Source organism: Inediibacterium massiliense, assembly GCF_001282725.1.
In the GTDB taxonomy this organism is placed as follows: Bacteria; Bacillota; Clostridia; order Peptostreptococcales; family Thermotaleaceae; genus Anaerophilus; species Anaerophilus massiliensis.
On record NZ_LN876586.1, the window covers coordinates 1 to 17,312 of the forward strand.

Consider the following 17,312-nt stretch of genomic DNA (forward strand, 5'->3'; position numbering starts at 1 on the left):
AGGTACTAATCGGTCGAGGACTTGACCAGATTTTGCATTGTTTAATTTTGAAGGTACATTTATGTATCACATCTAGTGACAATAGCGAGGAGGCTACACCTGTTCCCATATCGAACACAGAAGTTAAGCTCCTCAGCGCTGATGGTACTTGGGCGGTAGCGCCCTGGGAGAGTAGGTCGTCGCTAGTTTAAAGCCACAGTGATTATAGTTATTGTGGTTTTTTATTGCGAAAATAACATATTCATTTACATTTTATCTATTGAATGATAATAAAAAAAGTTCTTGACAGGGAACAAGAAAAATGATAAGATGATTAAGTCGTCAAAACGACGGCTACTTAAAAAGAGATTGACCTTTGAAAACTAAACAGCACAAGAAATGACAAGCAAAAACATGCAAAATGCCAAAATGTTATTTTGAGCAAGAAGCACAAACCTCGAAGATTTTAATTGAGAGTTTGATCCTGGCTCAGGATGAACGCTGGCGGCGTGCCTAACACATGCAAGTCGAGCGAACAAATTTTTAGGAAGCCTTCGGGTGGAATAAAAAGGAGTTAGCGGCGGACGGGTGAGTAACGCGTGGGCAACCTGCCCTATACGGAGGGATAGCCTCGGGAAACCGGGATTAATACCTCATAAAACTCTAGTATGGCATCATATAGGAGTCAAAGATTTATCGGTATAGGATGGGCCCGCGTCTGATTAGCTAGTTGGTAAGGTAACGGCTTACCAAGGCAACGATCAGTAGCCGACCTGAGAGGGTGATCGGCCACATTGGAACTGAGACACGGTCCAAACTCCTACGGGAGGCAGCAGTGGGGAATATTGCACAATGGGCGCAAGCCTGATGCAGCAACGCCGCGTGAGTGATGAAGGCCTTCGGGTCGTAAAACTCTGTCCTAAGGGAAGAATAATGACGGTACCTTAGGAGGAAGCCCCGGCTAACTACGTGCCAGCAGCCGCGGTAATACGTAGGGGGCGAGCGTTATCCGGAATCACTGGGCGTAAAGGGTGCGTAGGCGGTCAGTAAAGTCTGGGGTGAAAGGCTACGGCTTAACCGTAGTAAGCCTTGGAAACTTACTGACTTGAGTGCAGGAGAGGAGAGCGGAATTCCTAGTGTAGCGGTGAAATGCGTAGATATTAGGAGGAACACCAGTGGCGAAGGCGGCTCTCTGGACTGTAACTGACGCTGAGGCACGAAAGCGTGGGTAGCGAACAGGATTAGATACCCTGGTAGTCCACGCCGTAAACGATGAGTGCTAGGTGTCGGGGGTTACCCCCCTCGGTGCCGCAGTTAACGCAATAAGCACTCCGCCTGGGGAGTACGGTCGCAAGACTGAAACTCAAAGGAATTGACGGGGACCCGCACAAGCAGCGGAGCATGTGGTTTAATTCGAAGCAACGCGAAGAACCTTACCAGGACTTGACATCCTCTGCATTACCCTTAATCGGGGAAATCCCTTCGGGGACAGAGAGACAGGTGGTGCATGGTTGTCGTCAGCTCGTGTCGTGAGATGTTGGGTTAAGTCCCGCAACGAGCGCAACCCTTGTCTTTAGTTGCCAGCACTTTGGGTGGGCACTCTAAAGAGACCGCCGAGGATAACTCGGAGGAAGGTGGGGATGACGTCAAATCATCATGCCCCTTATGTTCTGGGCTACACACGTGCTACAATGGCTGGTACAACGGGTAGCGAAAGAGTAATCTGGAGCCAATCTTAAAAGCCAGTCTCAGTTCGGATTGTGGGCTGCAACTCGCCCACATGAAGCTGGAGTTGCTAGTAATCGCGGATCAGAATGTCGCGGTGAATGCGTTCCCGGGTCTTGTACACACCGCCCGTCACACCATGGGAGTTGGGGGCACCCGAAGTCAGCGATCTAACCGCAAGGAAGAAGCTGCCGAAGGTGAAATCAATAACTAGGGTGAAGTCGTAACAAGGTAGCCGTATCGGAAGGTGCGGCTGGATCACCTCCTTTCTAAGGAGCAAATCATTTCTTGAGCTGTCTAGTTTTGAGAGGTTAACTNTCGCTAGTTTAAAACCACAATGAGTATAGTCATTGTGGTTTTTTATTGTGAAAATACCGTAGTCATTTACACCCTATCTATTGAATGATATAATGAAAAAAATAAAAAGACAAAACAAGAGCCATCTAAGTTTAAAAGGAATATTTAAAAAGGGAAGAGAATATATTATAGCTAAGGAGGAAAAAAAATTGAGCAATCCATTTTATGATAAAATAGGAATCAATCCTATTATTGCAGCTGTAAATAGCATGGAAAAGTTAGATTTAGCTATAGAATCTCCTTGTGAAATTATATTTTTACTCTGTGGAAATATTTTTAATTTAAAAGAAATTATTCACAAAGTAAAAGAAAATAATATGGATATCTATGTACATATTGATTTAATGGAAGGATTTTCAAAAGATTCTATGGCTCTCAAATATATCAATGAAAATCTAAAACCAGATGGAATTATTACAACAAAAAGCAGCTTAGTTAAAAAAGCTAAAAATATGAATATATTTACGATTCAAAGACTTTTTATGTTAGATTCTTTGTCTCTTGATACAGGAATTGGTTCTATTAAAAATACTCGACCAGATGCGGTAGAGATTATGCCAGGAATTATGCCTAAGATTATTAAGAAAGTATATGAAGATACAAATATTCCAGTAATTGGAGGAGGCCTCATTAGTGATAAAGAAGATGTGATTGAGAGTTTAAAAGCAGGTGCAGTTGGCATATCTACAAGCAAACAAGAAATATGGTATATGTAAATGACAAGTATTTACAAAATATTGTATTCGTGTTATAATTTTTTTATATTGTTATAGTACAGTATATAAAATGGCAGAGTAAAAGGAGAGCCGTGTAATTCAACCTATGAGAATAGGTTTGATTTACATGGCTTTTATTATTTATAAAAAAAGGAGGGATAAGAAAACGTTTTAATGTTAGTAAAAAATAATATGATTATGGGAGGGGTATCATGTCAGCATTTTTAGGTGAACTTATAGGAACTATGTTATTAATTATTCTGGGTGATGGAGTAGTTGGAGGAGTAGTGCTTAACAAATCAAAGGCACAAAACAGTGGATGGATTGTTATCACAGTAGGTTGGGGTTTAGCAGTAGCTATGGCAGCTTACGCAGTTGGAAGATTTAGTGGAGCTCATTTAAATCCAGCATTAACTATAGGTCTTGCAACTATAGGAAAATTTCCATGGAGTATGGTGCCATCTTATATTGTAGCCCAAATGATAGGTGGAATTTTAGGAGGCGTTGTTGTTTGGCTTCATTATCTTCCTCATTGGAAAGAAACAGAGGATGCAGATGGAAAGCTTGGTGTATTTTGTACAGCTCCAGCTATTAGAGATACAGTGCCTAATTTAATTAGTGAAATTATAGGAACATTTATATTGGTATTAGGGATTTTAGCAATAGGCGCGAATGTTTTTGCAGATGGAGTCAATACATTAATTGTAGGAGCTTTAATTATGGCTATAGGTCTTTCTTTAGGAGGTCCTACTGGATATGCTATTAATCCTGCAAGGGATTTAGGACCTAGAATTGCTCATTTTATACTTCCAATAGCAGGAAAAAGAGATTCTGATTGGGGATATTCTTGGATTCCAGTAGTAGGGCCAGTAATCGGAGGAATACTTGGAGCAGTTTTCTATGCTACATTCTTTGGTGCTTAAAAATATAGAGGGGGAAAGAATATGAAAACATATGTAATGGCATTAGATCAAGGAACTACAAGTTCTAGAGCGATTTTATTTAATCACGATGGAGAGATTGTAAAAGTTGCTCAAAAGGAATTTACTCAAATTTATCCAAAAGCTGGATGGGTTGAACATGATCCAATGGAAATATGGGGAACACAAAGTGGAGTAGCAAGAGAAGTATTGGAAACTACAGGGATAAGACCAGATGAGATTGCGGCTATTGGAATTACCAATCAAAGAGAAACTACTGTAGTATGGGATAAAAATACCGGAAAACCTATTTATAATGCTATTGTTTGGCAGTCTCGTCAAACAGCAGGGATTTGTGATGAGCTTAAAAAAAGAGGATTAGAAGAGTATATTAGAGAAAATACTGGTCTTGTGATTGATGCTTATTTTTCAGGTACAAAGATAAAATGGATTCTAGATCATGTAGAGGGAGCTCATGAAAAAGCAAAAAATGGAGAGCTTTTATTTGGAACGATGGATACATGGATTATTTGGAATTTGACACGTGGAAAAGTACATGTAACAGATTATTCGAATGCATCAAGAACAATGCTTTATAATATAAAGGAACTAAAATGGGATGAAAAAATATTAAAGGAATTAGATATTCCTATGAGTATGCTTCCTGAAGTAAAGCCTTCTAGTGAGGTTTATGGATATACGGATGAAAGAACATTTGGAGGAGCTCAAATTCCTATATCAGGGGCAGCAGGAGATCAACAAGCAGCTTTATTTGGGCAAGCGTGTTTTGGTGCTGGTATGGCGAAGAATACCTATGGAACAGGATGTTTTATGCTCATGAATACAGGAGAGGATAAAATATTCTCTAACAATGGACTTTTAACTACCATTGCTTGGGGAGTAGATGGAAAAGTAGAATATGCTCTAGAAGGAAGTATATTTGTAGGAGGAGCATCTATTCAATGGCTTAGAGATGAACTAAGGCTGATTAATGATGCAGCAGATAGTGAATATTTTGCTACAAAAGTAAAAGACTCTAATGGAGTTTATGTAGTTCCTGCTTTTGTAGGACTAGGGGCACCTTATTGGGATATGTATGCAAGAGGTACGATTGTAGGACTTACAAGAGGAGCAAATAGAAATCATATTATTCGTGCAACCCTTGAATCTATAGCATATCAAACAAGAGATGTATTAGAGGCTATGCAAGAGGATTCAGGAATTGATCTTAAAGCTTTAAAGGTTGATGGAGGAGCTGTTGCAAACAACTTCTTAATGCAATTTCAATCAGATCTTTTAGGAGTACCTGTAAATAGACCAAAGGTTATTGAAACAACTGCTCTAGGAGCGGCATATTTAGCAGGATTGGCAGTAGGATTCTGGAAAGATAAAGATGAGATTTCAAAGAGATGGAATGAAGATAGAATGTTTACACCAAATATGGATGAAGAAACAAAGGAAACAAAATATAAAGGATGGAAAAAAGCTGTACAAAGAGCTTTACAATGGGAAGAAGAATAGATTTTACAAAGCATAAAGAAAGTGTTATAATACACCTAAAGAGAATATAAGGCTGAGAATAAGAGAGCCACACAAAATACCTTTAGAAGTAAAGGGTATCTTTGTGTGGCATTTTTCATATAAAAAGGAGGAAGTCATATGTATGATGTAGCCGTGATTGGAGCAGGTATTACAGGTACATTTGTTGCAAGAGAATTATCTAGATATGATTTAAAAATAGTACTCATTGAGAGAGATATGGATGTTGCAAATGAAACGACAAAGGCAAATAGTGCATTGGTTCATGCAGGTTATGATGCAAAACCAAATACACTAAAAGCAAAATTAAATGCTATGGGAAATCCATTATTTGATCAGGTTTGTAAAGAGCTGGATGTTCCTTTTAAAAGAATAGGTTCTTTGGTCATTGCTTTTGATGAAGAAGACATAGAAAGTATAAAAGAACTTTATGAAAGAGGAATACAAAATAAAATCCCTCATTTAAAGCTTCTTTCTAAAGAAGAAGTTTTAAATATGGAGCCTAATATCAATCAAGATATTAAGGGTGCTTTATATGCACCTACAGCAGGAATTGTAAGTCCTTGGGAACTAGCTGTAGCATTAGCTGAAAATGCAATGGACAATGGAGTAGAACTTAAGCTAAATAGCGAAGTGACAGATATAAATAAAATAGATGATGGATACGAGATTTTTATAGGAGAGGAAATTTTAAAAACAAAGTATGTAATCAATTGTACAGGAGTACATGCAGATCAAATTAATGAAATGGTAGGACCTAAAACATTTGAGATTCATCCAAGAAGAGGTCAATACAATATATTAGATAAAAGTGCAGGAGATTTTATCAATCATACTATTTTCCAAGCACCAAACAAGTTAGGAAAGGGAGTTGTAGTAGCTCCTACTGTTCATGGAAATCTATTAGTAGGACCAGATGCAGAGGACTTAGATGATAGAGAAAATAAATCTACAACAAATGAAAGAATTTCATTTGTAAGAGAAACAGCAAGAAAGACTTCTAAAAATATACCTTTTCATGAAACCATTACAAGCTTTTCTGGACTTAGAGCAGTACCAAGTACAGGAGATTTTATTATAGAAGAATCAAAAGATTCAAAAGGATTCATTAATGTGGCAGGAATTGAATCTCCAGGCCTTTCAGCTTCTCCTGCTATTGCAAATTATGTAGTAGAAATTTTAAAAGGTAGTACCACATTAAAAGAAAATAAAGATTTTAATCCTATAAGAAAACCATTTATTCGTTTTATGGAACTAAGTGATGAAGAAAAAGAAGAAATTATTAAAAAAGATCCTAGATACGGAAAAATAATCTGTAGATGTGAAAATATTACAGAAGGTGAAATTGTAGATGTAATTCATAGAAATGCAGGAGCAACAACAGTTGACGGAATCAAAAGAAGAGCAAGACCTGGTATGGGAAGATGCCAAGGAGGATTTTGTGGACCAAGGGTTATGGAGATTTTAGCAAGAGAGTTAAATATTCAAATAACAGATGTAATGAAGGATAGCAAAAAATCTTATATTCTAACAGGACCTACTAAAAACTAGAAGGACAAGGAGTGATGACATGTTAAAGTATGATGTTGTAGTGATCGGAGGAGGACCTGCAGGACTTGCAGCGGCTATAGAAGCAAAAGAAAATGGAGTCCATAGTATTTTAGTGATCGAAAGAGATAGAGAACTAGGGGGAATACTTCAGCAATGTATTCATAATGGTTTTGGACTCCATATTTTCAAAGAAGAATTGACAGGTCCTGAGTATGCTCAAAGGTTTATTCACAAACTAAAAGATATGAATATAGAATATAAATTAGACACAATGGTTTTAGATATCAATGAAGAAAAAATCATTCATGCCATTAATGAAAAGGATGGATTAATGGTCATTCAGGGAAAAGCGATTGTTCTTGCTATGGGATGTAGAGAAAGAACAAGAGGGGCTGTAAATATTGCAGGAACTCGTCCAGCAGGAGTATTTACAGCAGGAACTGCTCAAAGGTTTGTGAACATGGAAGGATATATGGTCGGAAAAAAAGTAGTCATATTAGGATCTGGAGACATAGGACTTATTATGGCAAGAAGACTTACCCTAGAAGGAGCTGAAGTTTTAGCTGTAGCAGAGCTTATGCCTTATTCTGGAGGGCTTACACGTAATATTGTGCAATGTTTGGATGATTATAATATTCCACTACTTCTTAGTCATACAGTAGTAGACATCAAAGGAAAGGATCGAGTAGAAGAAGTCGTTATTGCAAAGGTAGATGAAAATAGAAGACCTATTCCTGGTACAGAAAAGCATTTTGAGTGTGATACACTTCTTTTATCTGTAGGATTAATTCCAGAAAATGAATTATCTAAAAATGCAGGAATAACAATAGATCCTATTACATCAGGACCTATTGTCAATGAAGCTATGGAAACAAATATAGAAGGAATATTTGCTTGTGGAAATGTAGTACATGTTCATGATTTAGTAGATTTTGTTACAGGAGAAAGCAAAAGAGCAGGAAAGAATGCTGCAAAATATGTTAAAAATCAATTAAAAAAAGAAGGACAAATCATAGAAACCAATGCAGGAGAAGGGATTCGATATATTGTTCCACATAAAATAAGAGTAGAAAATATAGAAGAAAAATTAGATTTATTTATGAGAGTAAGTGGGGTTTATAAAAATATGGACATGGTAGTATCCATAGGAGATGAAGAAATAAAAAGAATTAAGAAAAAGCATTTGGCTCCTGGAGAGATGGAATCTATTACCCTTTTTAAAAGCGATTTAAATCAAGATGGAATATTGACAGTTTCCTTACAAAGGGAGGATGTTTAAATGAAAAAAGAAATGATCTGTATTGTTTGTCCTATGGGATGTCATCTAGAAGTGGACAAACAAGGAGAAGAATATACAGTACAGGGAAATAAATGCAAAAGAGGACAAGAATATGCTGTAAAAGAGCTTACAGCTCCTACAAGAGTAGTAACGACTACTGTAAAAATAAAAAATGGAATTTTAAATAGACTACCTGTAAAAACCAAAGAACCTATTCCAAAGGATAAAATATTTGAGTGTATGAAGCTTATGGATTCTATAGAAGTTACAGCACCTATTCATGTAGGAGATGTAATCATAAAAGATATTTTAGGAACAGGAGTAGATTTAGTAGCAGCAAGAGATATGTAAATAAAAAAGATATAAGTACATCTTTATAAAAGAGGATGTACTTATTTTATTGTCAAAGATAAAAATATTATTAAATGTCCCTAAGGGCCTAAATTGATACTTTTTCTTAACCATTTTCTCGACAAAATATATTATAATGGGTATTGAATTTTATATAGTTCGTTGGAGGTATCAAATGGGGAGACTAAGAAGTAAGAAAAAGTACAATAGATATAAAAAAATAAAACTTGTTGTATGTATGATTTTGATTGGATTCATATGTATGATGACCTTGTGGATAGAGAAATGTATTGCAGATAGTGTTCCAAAAGAAAATGCTTTGATTTCTGAACAGCAAAATAATATGCCTAAAACAGTAAAGAAAGAAGATGAGAAGATTCATGAACAAAATGACTCGGCGATTAACGATTTAGTAGAAGCAAAAAAGGAGGAGAAAGAAAATGTAAACAAAGAGACTATAATAGAAGATGAAAAACAAGAAAATAAAAAATATAATTATAAAGAAATTTTTTATAAAGATGTATTCATAGGAGATTCTATTACAAATGCTTTATCCTTTTATCATTTATTAGAGGATAAAAAAGTAATTGCAAATTTAGGAGATACTCTTTCGAAAGCAGAGAAGAGAGTAGATGAAGTTGCAAAAATAAATCCAGAGAATATTTTTATACTATTTGGAGTAAATGACCTAAAAGCTTATCAAACACAGGAGGAATTTGTAAAGCATTATGAAAGATTGATTTGTAAACTAAAAGATCAATTACCAAATACAAATATTTATGTTCAATCTATATTACCTGTATCCGTTAAAGCTGAACAAAAGAATCCTTATATTACCAATAAAAAAATAGAAAGTATGAATGGTGTTCTTATGAATATGTGTGAAAAGAATAATGTAACTTATATTCATATAGCAACAGTAATAGAAAGTATGAATGAAGATTTACATGAAGGAGATGGAATTCATTTTCAATACAAATTTTATCCTTTATGGCTTAATTTTTTAATAGATTATACAAAGGAGGAGTATCAAAATGAAAATATTTAAAAATAGAGCATGGACAATGATACTTATTATATTAATCCTAGGAACTTTAGCAGGATGTGGAAAAGAAAAGTCAAAGGATGTATCTATTGAAGATATAAATCAAAAGATCAATCAAGAAGTGGATTTATCTTCTATGGTAAAGGGTGACATGGAACAACTTGAAAAATTATATGACATAGAGAAAGAAAAGGTAGATTCCTTTGTATTATATACAGCTTCTACAAATATAAAAGCAGATGAAATTGCTATAGTAAAAGTAAAAGATTCTAATGATATAGAAAAAGTTCAAGAAGCATTTCAAAATAGAATAGACAAACAATCTAAAGCTTTTCAAGATTATCTTCCAGAAGAATATTTTTTAATAGAAAATCATGTTTTAAAGAATAATGGAGAATATATTATTTTTATCATATCCAAAGATACACAAAAAATAGAAGAAATCGTGGATGGATGTTTTTAGAGGAAATGAATTGGAGGAATGAGGTTTGGTATTTAGCAGTTTAATATTTATTTTTTTGTTTTTACCTTTTATGATTTTTATATATTATTTATCACCAAGGTTTCTTAGAAACCTTGTTTTACTTCTAGGAAGTTTGGCATTTTATGCTTGGGGAGAACCCATTTATATACTCATTATGATTTTTTCTACTGTTTTTGATTATGTAAATGGTTTGCTGATAGAAAAATATAAAAATAAAAAAAGAGTTGCCAAAAGTATATTATTTTTATCTATGGTTGTTAATTTAGGAATATTATGTTTTTTTAAATACTATGGTTTTATCATAACAAATATCAATGGAATTTTTCATATGAGTATGACAAATATAGATCTTCCGTTGCCTGTAGGAATATCTTTTTATACATTTCAGACTATGTCTTATGTTATAGATGTATATAGAGGAGAAGTTTGTGCACAGAAAAATATTATTTCTTTTGGAACATATGTAGCCATGTTTCCCCAATTGGTAGCAGGGCCTATTGTAAAATATAAAGATATTTCAAAAGAATTATCTTATAGAAAAGAAAATATAAAATTATTTGGAGAAGGAGTACAGCTTTTTATTATAGGATTATCTAAAAAAGTACTTCTTGCCAATAACATAGGACTTCTTTGGGACAGCATAAAAGGACTGCCTAGCCATGAAATATCTATTGTCTCTGCATGGACAGGTATTATTGCATTTACATTTCAAATTTATTTTGATTTTAGTGGATACTCAGATATGGCTATAGGCTTAGGAAAAATATTTGGTTTTCATTTCACAAAGAATTTTAATTATCCATATATCTCTAAAAGTGTAACGGAATTTTGGAGAAGATGGCATATTTCATTAGGAACATGGTTTAGAGAATATGTGTATATTCCTCTTGGAGGAAATAGACTTAGCTCAATCAAGCAGTATAGAAATTTATTGATTGTATGGTTTTTGACAGGATTATGGCATGGTGCAAATTGGAATTTTATTCTTTGGGGAATATACTTTGGTATATTTGTGACCATAGAAAAGTTATTTTTACTTAAGTGGTTAGAAAATCGTTCTGCTTGGATTCGTCATATTTATACGATGATAGTTGTTATGATTGGATGGGTATTTTTTGAATTTGAAAGTATGATTTCAGCTGTAGATTTTATCGAAACTATGTTTGGATGGAATTCATCTTTATGGATTGATTCAAAGGGAATTTATGATTTGTATACAAATATTTTATTATTTGTGATTTTATTTATTTGTTCTACTCCTGTTCCTAAAAATATGATTCATAAGTGGAGACAAAAATATAGTGTAGGAAAAGATATACTTTTATCTTTTACAACTATGATTCTTTTGTTAATTTGTACAGCCTATTTAGTAAATGAAAGCTATAATCCATTTTTGTATTTTAGATTTTAAAAGAGGTGCTTATATGAATCAAAATAATCTTTATCAAAAGATGATTTCTATTCTTTTTTTAGCTTATATAGGAATGAGTGTAATATTTAACTTGATCAGTCCAGATTTAACTTTTTCAGAATCAGAAAATAGAATGCTCCAACAAAAGCCTTATTTTTCTTTTAAGAAAATAATAGATGGTAAATGGATTTCACAATATGAAAAATATTTTACAGATCAATTTATTGTAAGAGATTTTTGGATAGGAATTCGATCAGATACAGAAAGAATATTTGGGAAAAAAGAAAATAATAATGTTTATTTGGGAAAAGAGAGTTATTTGATGGAAGCTTTTCAAAAGCCTAGTGAAGAGAATTTTAATAAAAAACTAAAGGAGTTACAATCATTTTCAGATTCTACTCCCAATACAAATAAATATTTTTTATTGGTTCCCAATGCAGTAAGTATATTAAAAGATAAGCTTCCATCTTATGCACCTACAGATGATCAATTATTTTATATCGAAAAGTTAAAAAAGAATATGATTCAAAACATAAGATTTTTAGATATATACCCTACACTATACAATAGAAAAAATGAATATATTTTTTATAAAACAGACCATCACTGGACGACAAAGGGCGCTTATTATGCTTATGAAAAAATTGCTAAGGATATGGGATTTACTCCTTATAAAAAAGAGGATTTTAAAATTCAAAAGGTTACAGATAAATTTTATGGATCTCTTTATTCAAAGAGTGGATTTAGACATATAAAGCCAGATGATATTGAGTTGTATATTCCCAAAAAAGAAAATCAGTATAAAGTAGAGTATATAGAGGAAAATAAAGTGGATCATTCTTTTTATAAATTAGATAATCTGGAAAAAAAAGATAAATACAAAGTTTTTTTTGATGGAAATCATCCCCTTATAAAAATTTCTTCTGAGCAAGAAAATACAAAAAAATTATTAATGATTAAAGATTCTTATGCAAATAGCTTGATTCCTTTTTTAGCATTGCATTATAGTGATATATATGTAGTAGATCTTAGATATTATCAAAAAGATTTACAAGAATTGATAGATAAAAATCATATTGAAGATGTTTTAATTTTATATAATGAAAATACATTTTTTCAAGATTCTATAGAGTAAGGAGATAAAAATCACGGAAATTTTTCAAAAAATCTTATATAATAATAAAAAATCAGATAATATATAGGGGGATTTTTATGAAAAATATAGGAATTATCAATTGCTATAATGTATCCCAAAAATGTTCTTCTTCAGGATGTTTTAAAGCTTTATATAATGAGACAGGATCTTTTGAAAGATATAAAGGAGAAGGGGCGAGAATCATTAGCTTTGTTCATTGCAATGGATGCAGTGATCAAGTAGTCAATCAGTTTTTAGAAAGAGCTGAAAGAATGGTTCAAAAGGGAGTAGAGGTGATTCATCTTTCTACTTGTGTAAGGTCTAAATGTCCATGGTATGATGAAGTGATAAAAAATTTATCAGAAAAATATGAAATAGAAGGATATAGCCATGCTAAAAAAAACTCTAGGTAATAGAGTTTTTTTTAGCATTTTGCAAGAAAAAATTTATATAATTCTCTTTTAAAGTAAATAAAAAAATAGAAAATTATAAAAATATGGATTTATAGAGCTTGTGATAAACAATTCAGAATACTGCATAATAAGATTAAAGAATAAATGAAAGAATAAACTGTAAAACCTTCAAAATACTTGGAAATACTTGTATACATTGACATTATCGTATATTTGTATTACAATAAACTTGCAGGGAAAAAGGTTTCCTGCAAGTTTATAAAAAACGGAATAGGTAAAATATGTAAAAATGGAGGAGATTATGGCCAGAGATATTTTAAATGATGATCATACAGGTCTATCCCTAACGTCAAAAATTTTCAATATATTAAGAGAAGATATACTCAATGGAAAATATACAGAAGGCGAAAAGCTAGGAGAAGCAAAATTAGCAGAAGAGTTAGGTGTAAGTCGTACCCCAGTGAGAGAAGCTCTAAAACAACTTGAATTAGATGGGATTGTTGAAAACAAACCTAATCGTGGAGTGATGGTATTAGGTATATCCAAACAAGATATTGAGGACATATTTACCATTCGAACAGCTATTGAAGGAATTGCTGCAAGATGGGCAGTAGAAAGAATTACGAATGATGAAGTTAGACAATTAACAGAAAGCTATGAACTAATGGAGTTTTATACTTTTAAAAATGATATTGAAAAATTTTCAGAAATCAATACAATATTTCATGAAATTATTTATAAGGCTACAAAGAGCAGATATTTAGAGCAAGTATTAAAAGATTTTCAATATTATATGAAACAGACAAGAAGAAGATCATTACAAGTAGAGGGAAGAATGAAAATTTCATTGCAAGAACATAAAGCAATTTTAGATGCATTTTTAAATAAAGACAAAGAAGGTGCACAAAAAGCTTTAGCCAATCATATTGCAAATTCAAAAAAGAATGTAGAGAATAATACGGATCAATAAAAGACTACGAATGAGTAGTCTTTTATTTTTAAGGAGGAAGAGATGGATACTTGTATCATAAACAAACTAAAATCTATGAGAGATGAAAATATTATATCTTTTCATGTACCAGGACATAAGAATGGAAAAGCTTATGAGAAATATAATATAGGAAATTTATTATCTATAGATGTGACAGAAATAGAAGGGACAGATAATCTTCATGAGCCTGCAGGAATTATAAAAGACGCTCAAGATCATGCAGCTCAATTTTTTGGGGCGGATCATACTTTTTTTCTTGTAAATGGTACATCTTGTGGAAATATATCTGCTTTAATGGCCGTTGCAAATCCTAAGGATCAAGTGATAGTTCCTAGAGATTGCCATAAATCTGTTATGAATGGGTTGATTCTTGGAGGAATTGATCCTATTTACATAGAGCCTAAGGTAGACGAAAAAAATAGATTACCAATGGGGGTTACCCATGAAGAAGTAAGAAAAGCCATTATCAATCATCCAGATATAAAGGCTGTTGTTCTTACTTATCCCAATTATTATGGTATTTGTCCAGATATAAACAAAATAGTACAAGTAGTTCATGAATATAACAAAATTCTTATTGTAGATGAAGCTCATGGTTCTCATTTTATACTTAATGAAGATCTTCCTTGTAGTGCGTTACAGGCAGGAGCAGATATAGTTATTCAAAGTACCCATAAAACTTTATTTGGATTTACTCAAGCTTCTATGCTGCATGTAAAATCTAAAAGAGTAGATATAGAAAGACTAAGGTTTATGTTAACCATTCATCAAAGTAGTAGTCCTTCGTATTTGTTGATGAGTTCATTAGATATGGCAAGAGCCATTGCACAAAGAAAAGGAACAATTCTTATGGGAGAGCTTTTAAAAAATATAGATTGGTTTTCTGATGAATTACAAAAAATAGATGGAGTAAAAATTATAGATACAGTAAGTCCATGGAATAAAGATCAAACAAGACTTGTGATCAGTATGAAAAAATTAGGAATTAGCGGAGTAGAACTTGAAAATATTTTAAGAAAAGAATATAAAATTCAAATGGAAATGAGTGATTCTCATTATATTGTAGGAGTATGCACTATTGGAAATACAAAAGAAGATTTTAAAAAACTACTTTATGCTATAAAAGAGATTAAAGGTCAATCTAAAGAAATTCATGAAGAAGAAAAAATTTCATGTTCTTATGTATCTCCTATTGTTCGTATTTCTCCTAGAGAAGCAGTATTTTTACCTAAAAAAATCATTCCTATGGAGGAGAGCATAGGAAAAGTCAGTGGTGAATATATTATTCCATATCCTCCAGGAGTTCCTATGGTTTGCCCAGGAGAAGAGATTACAGAAGAAATTATCAATCAAATCATGTATATGAAAAAAAATAAAATCAATATGATAGGAATGGAGGATTCTTCCTTACAAAGTCTAAAAATCATTATAGAAAAATAAATATATTTTTGAGCTTGTAGACAGCGTGCCCAGCGAAGCTGTAATTTACTTGCTGATGAAAGTTCAGTCTAGGTAATTGCCAAGAAGCCTAGTAGCTATAAGACCAGTGCTATCAGAGATGGTAATACTGAAGCGTCTTGAAAATGTGCTCTAGTAGTGCTAGCAAAGATGCAGACCGTAACATAAAGTGAATCCTGCAGCACTGTTATCTCAACCCGTTAGGGAGAAAAGAGGAAGACGAGTCTCTTGTCTTAAGATGAAGTCCATGGAATGTGTGAAGAACTTGGATTACAGCACAGAAGAATCCTCTGGTGTATGGGGAGCGGTATGTATCGAAAGTAAATTATGGAACTGGGGAGACCCTACTTTACACAGCGATAGCTGTAAAGCAGATGCATATAAGCCGATAGGTGAAATTACATTCTAGTAGGGAGGGAGTCGGAGGGGAACATAGTACCAAATATGGAATGGACAACAAAACCATTCTTAGGAAAGGTTCCCTACTTTGTTCACGTTTTCTGAGGAGGTAAGAGTGAGTGAATGTCCAAAAGACTAACGACACCATAGATAAAGTTCGACAACTTCAAAGGAAACTATACCAATCAGCCAAGAGTAATAAAAGCAGAAGGTTTCATGCTTTATACGATAAGATATATAGAAAAGATGTACTTGAGAAGGCATGGAAACAAGTCAAAACTAATAAAGGAAGTGCAGGAGTAGATGAACAAACTATAGCAGACATTGAAGATATTGGGGTAGAAAAGATATTAGAGGAAATACAAATTCAAATATCAAAAGGAACATATAATCCACCACCAGTATTAAGAAAAGAAATTCCGAAGGATAATGGAAAGGTAAGACCTCTAGGAATTCCCACAGTAAAAGATAGAATAATACAAACAGCAACAAAGATAGTGATAGAACCTGTTTTTGAAGCTAATTTCAAGGAATGTTCTTATGGATTTAGACCTAAGAAAAATCAGCATCAAGCACTTGATAAAATAAGGCGAGCTTGTAATAACAAAGGAATGTGGGTGTTAGATGCAGATATATCAGGATACTTTGATAATATAAATCATATGAAATTATTACTGCTAGTTGAAAGACGAATAAGTGATAGGAGAGTAATTAAGCTTATACGAAAATGGCTAGAAGCAGGAGTAATGAAGGATGGGATAGTTGTTCAAAGTGAACTGGGAAGTCCTCAAGGAGGTGTGATATCTCCATTACTAGCAAATATTTACTTAGATTACCTAGATACGGTATGGGAGAAACATTACAAGCATTTAGGTAAACTAATTAGATTTTGTGATGACTTTGTAGTTGTTTGCAAGAACTATAAAGATGTAAAACATACACATAAAGCTATAAGCCTTATAATGCAAAGATTAGAATTGAATCTAAATAAAAGCAAGACGAAAATTATATCTTTATGGGAAGGAAAAGAAGGTTTTGATTTTCTAGGGTTTCATAATCGTAAGGTTAAGACAAAGACTATAGATGGTAGAATCTACTATACACTTATCCAGTGGATTAGTAATCAATCAATAAAGAAAATATATGACAAAGTTAAGAAGACTCTAGATAGGAAAACCCTATATGTCTCTAGTAAAGAAATGGTTAAGACATTAAATCGAAAGATTATAGGATGGCGAAACTATTATGGATTGTCACCATTCAATAAACTGGTGAAGATTGATAAATATATAAGAAAGCGGCTAGTCATTTGGTTTAACAACAAAAGACAGGCACGAAAGAGAAAAGAATTTTATGAAATAGTAAGTCGATTTAATGATATGGGCCTAAAATATGTTGCTTAAAAACTCGTAATGCAGATGGAAGAAGAACATCGGAAAGCCGTATGAGGGAAAACCTCACGTACGGTTTGATGAGGAGATGGTGGAAGAGATTAAATCAAATCCACCATTTTACTCTACAAGTCATAAAAAATGTCACTAAATTTTCAAAGTTGGAAA

General features: G+C 33.2%; 14 protein-coding genes and 2 rRNA genes. All 16 read left to right on the top strand.

Going from position 1 to position 17,312, the window contains the following annotated elements:
* Window positions 1–71: 71 nt before the first annotated feature.
* Window positions 72–188, top strand: a 5S ribosomal RNA gene (gene rrf, locus BN2409_RS03915).
* A 257-nt stretch (window positions 189–445) separates the two neighbouring features.
* A 16S ribosomal RNA gene (locus tag BN2409_RS03920) occupies window positions 446–1,973 on the top strand.
* 237 nt (window positions 1,974–2,210) lie between these two features.
* A complete protein-coding gene (locus BN2409_RS03925; protein ID WP_053956196.1) occupies window positions 2,211–2,777 on the top strand; it encodes a glycerol-3-phosphate responsive antiterminator in 567 nt (188 codons plus the stop codon).
* 212 nt (window positions 2,778–2,989) lie between these two features.
* Window positions 2,990–3,700, top strand: coding sequence for an MIP/aquaporin family protein (locus tag BN2409_RS03930; RefSeq protein WP_053955369.1), 711 nt, complete (start codon window positions 2,990–2,992; stop codon window positions 3,698–3,700).
* A gap of 21 nt (window positions 3,701–3,721) precedes the next feature.
* Window positions 3,722–5,218 (top strand): glycerol kinase GlpK, encoded by a 1,497-nt coding sequence (gene glpK, locus BN2409_RS03935; RefSeq protein ID WP_053955370.1) that lies wholly within the window; start codon window positions 3,722–3,724, stop codon window positions 5,216–5,218.
* 138 nt (window positions 5,219–5,356) lie between these two features.
* Complete coding sequence (locus BN2409_RS03940) at window positions 5,357–6,787, top strand: NAD(P)/FAD-dependent oxidoreductase (protein WP_053955371.1); 1,431 nt, start codon at window positions 5,357–5,359, stop codon at window positions 6,785–6,787.
* 19 nt (window positions 6,788–6,806) lie between these two features.
* Complete coding sequence (locus BN2409_RS03945) at window positions 6,807–8,066, top strand: NAD(P)/FAD-dependent oxidoreductase (protein ID WP_053955372.1); 1,260 nt, start codon at window positions 6,807–6,809, stop codon at window positions 8,064–8,066.
* Entirely contained in the window at window positions 8,067–8,417 is a 351-nt protein-coding gene (locus tag BN2409_RS03950) for a DUF1667 domain-containing protein (protein WP_053955373.1), read from the top strand.
* A gap of 175 nt (window positions 8,418–8,592) precedes the next feature.
* Window positions 8,593–9,465 carry a GDSL-type esterase/lipase family protein gene (locus BN2409_RS03955; protein ID WP_053955374.1) on the top strand — a complete coding sequence of 291 codons (873 nt, stop codon included), beginning with the start codon at window positions 8,593–8,595 and terminating at the stop codon, window positions 9,463–9,465.
* On the top strand, window positions 9,452–9,925 hold the full coding sequence (locus BN2409_RS03960; protein WP_053955375.1) for a DUF4358 domain-containing protein: 474 nt from the start codon (window positions 9,452–9,454) through the stop codon (window positions 9,923–9,925). Before BN2409_RS03955 ends, BN2409_RS03960 begins: the two co-directional genes overlap by 14 nt.
* Window positions 9,926–9,950: 25 nt before the next feature.
* A complete protein-coding gene (locus BN2409_RS03965) occupies window positions 9,951–11,357 on the top strand; it encodes an MBOAT family O-acyltransferase (protein ID WP_053955376.1) in 1,407 nt (468 codons plus the stop codon).
* A gap of 13 nt (window positions 11,358–11,370) precedes the next feature.
* Window positions 11,371–12,492, top strand: coding sequence for a DHHW family protein (locus BN2409_RS03970; protein ID WP_053955377.1), 1,122 nt, complete (start codon window positions 11,371–11,373; stop codon window positions 12,490–12,492).
* A 77-nt stretch (window positions 12,493–12,569) separates the two neighbouring features.
* Window positions 12,570–12,905 (top strand): CGGC domain-containing protein, encoded by a 336-nt coding sequence (locus BN2409_RS03975; RefSeq protein WP_110942939.1) that lies wholly within the window; start codon window positions 12,570–12,572, stop codon window positions 12,903–12,905.
* A 301-nt stretch (window positions 12,906–13,206) separates the two neighbouring features.
* Window positions 13,207–13,875, top strand: a complete 669-nt coding sequence (locus BN2409_RS03980; RefSeq protein ID WP_053955379.1) for a GntR family transcriptional regulator — start codon at window positions 13,207–13,209, stop codon at window positions 13,873–13,875.
* 42 nt (window positions 13,876–13,917) lie between these two features.
* On the top strand, window positions 13,918–15,336 hold the full coding sequence (locus BN2409_RS03985) for an aminotransferase class I/II-fold pyridoxal phosphate-dependent enzyme (protein WP_053955380.1): 1,419 nt from the start codon (window positions 13,918–13,920) through the stop codon (window positions 15,334–15,336).
* Between the two features lie 536 nt (window positions 15,337–15,872).
* Entirely contained in the window at window positions 15,873–17,156 is a 1,284-nt protein-coding gene (gene ltrA / locus BN2409_RS03990; protein WP_053955014.1) for a group II intron reverse transcriptase/maturase, read from the top strand.
* Window positions 17,157–17,312: the final 156 nt, after the last annotated feature.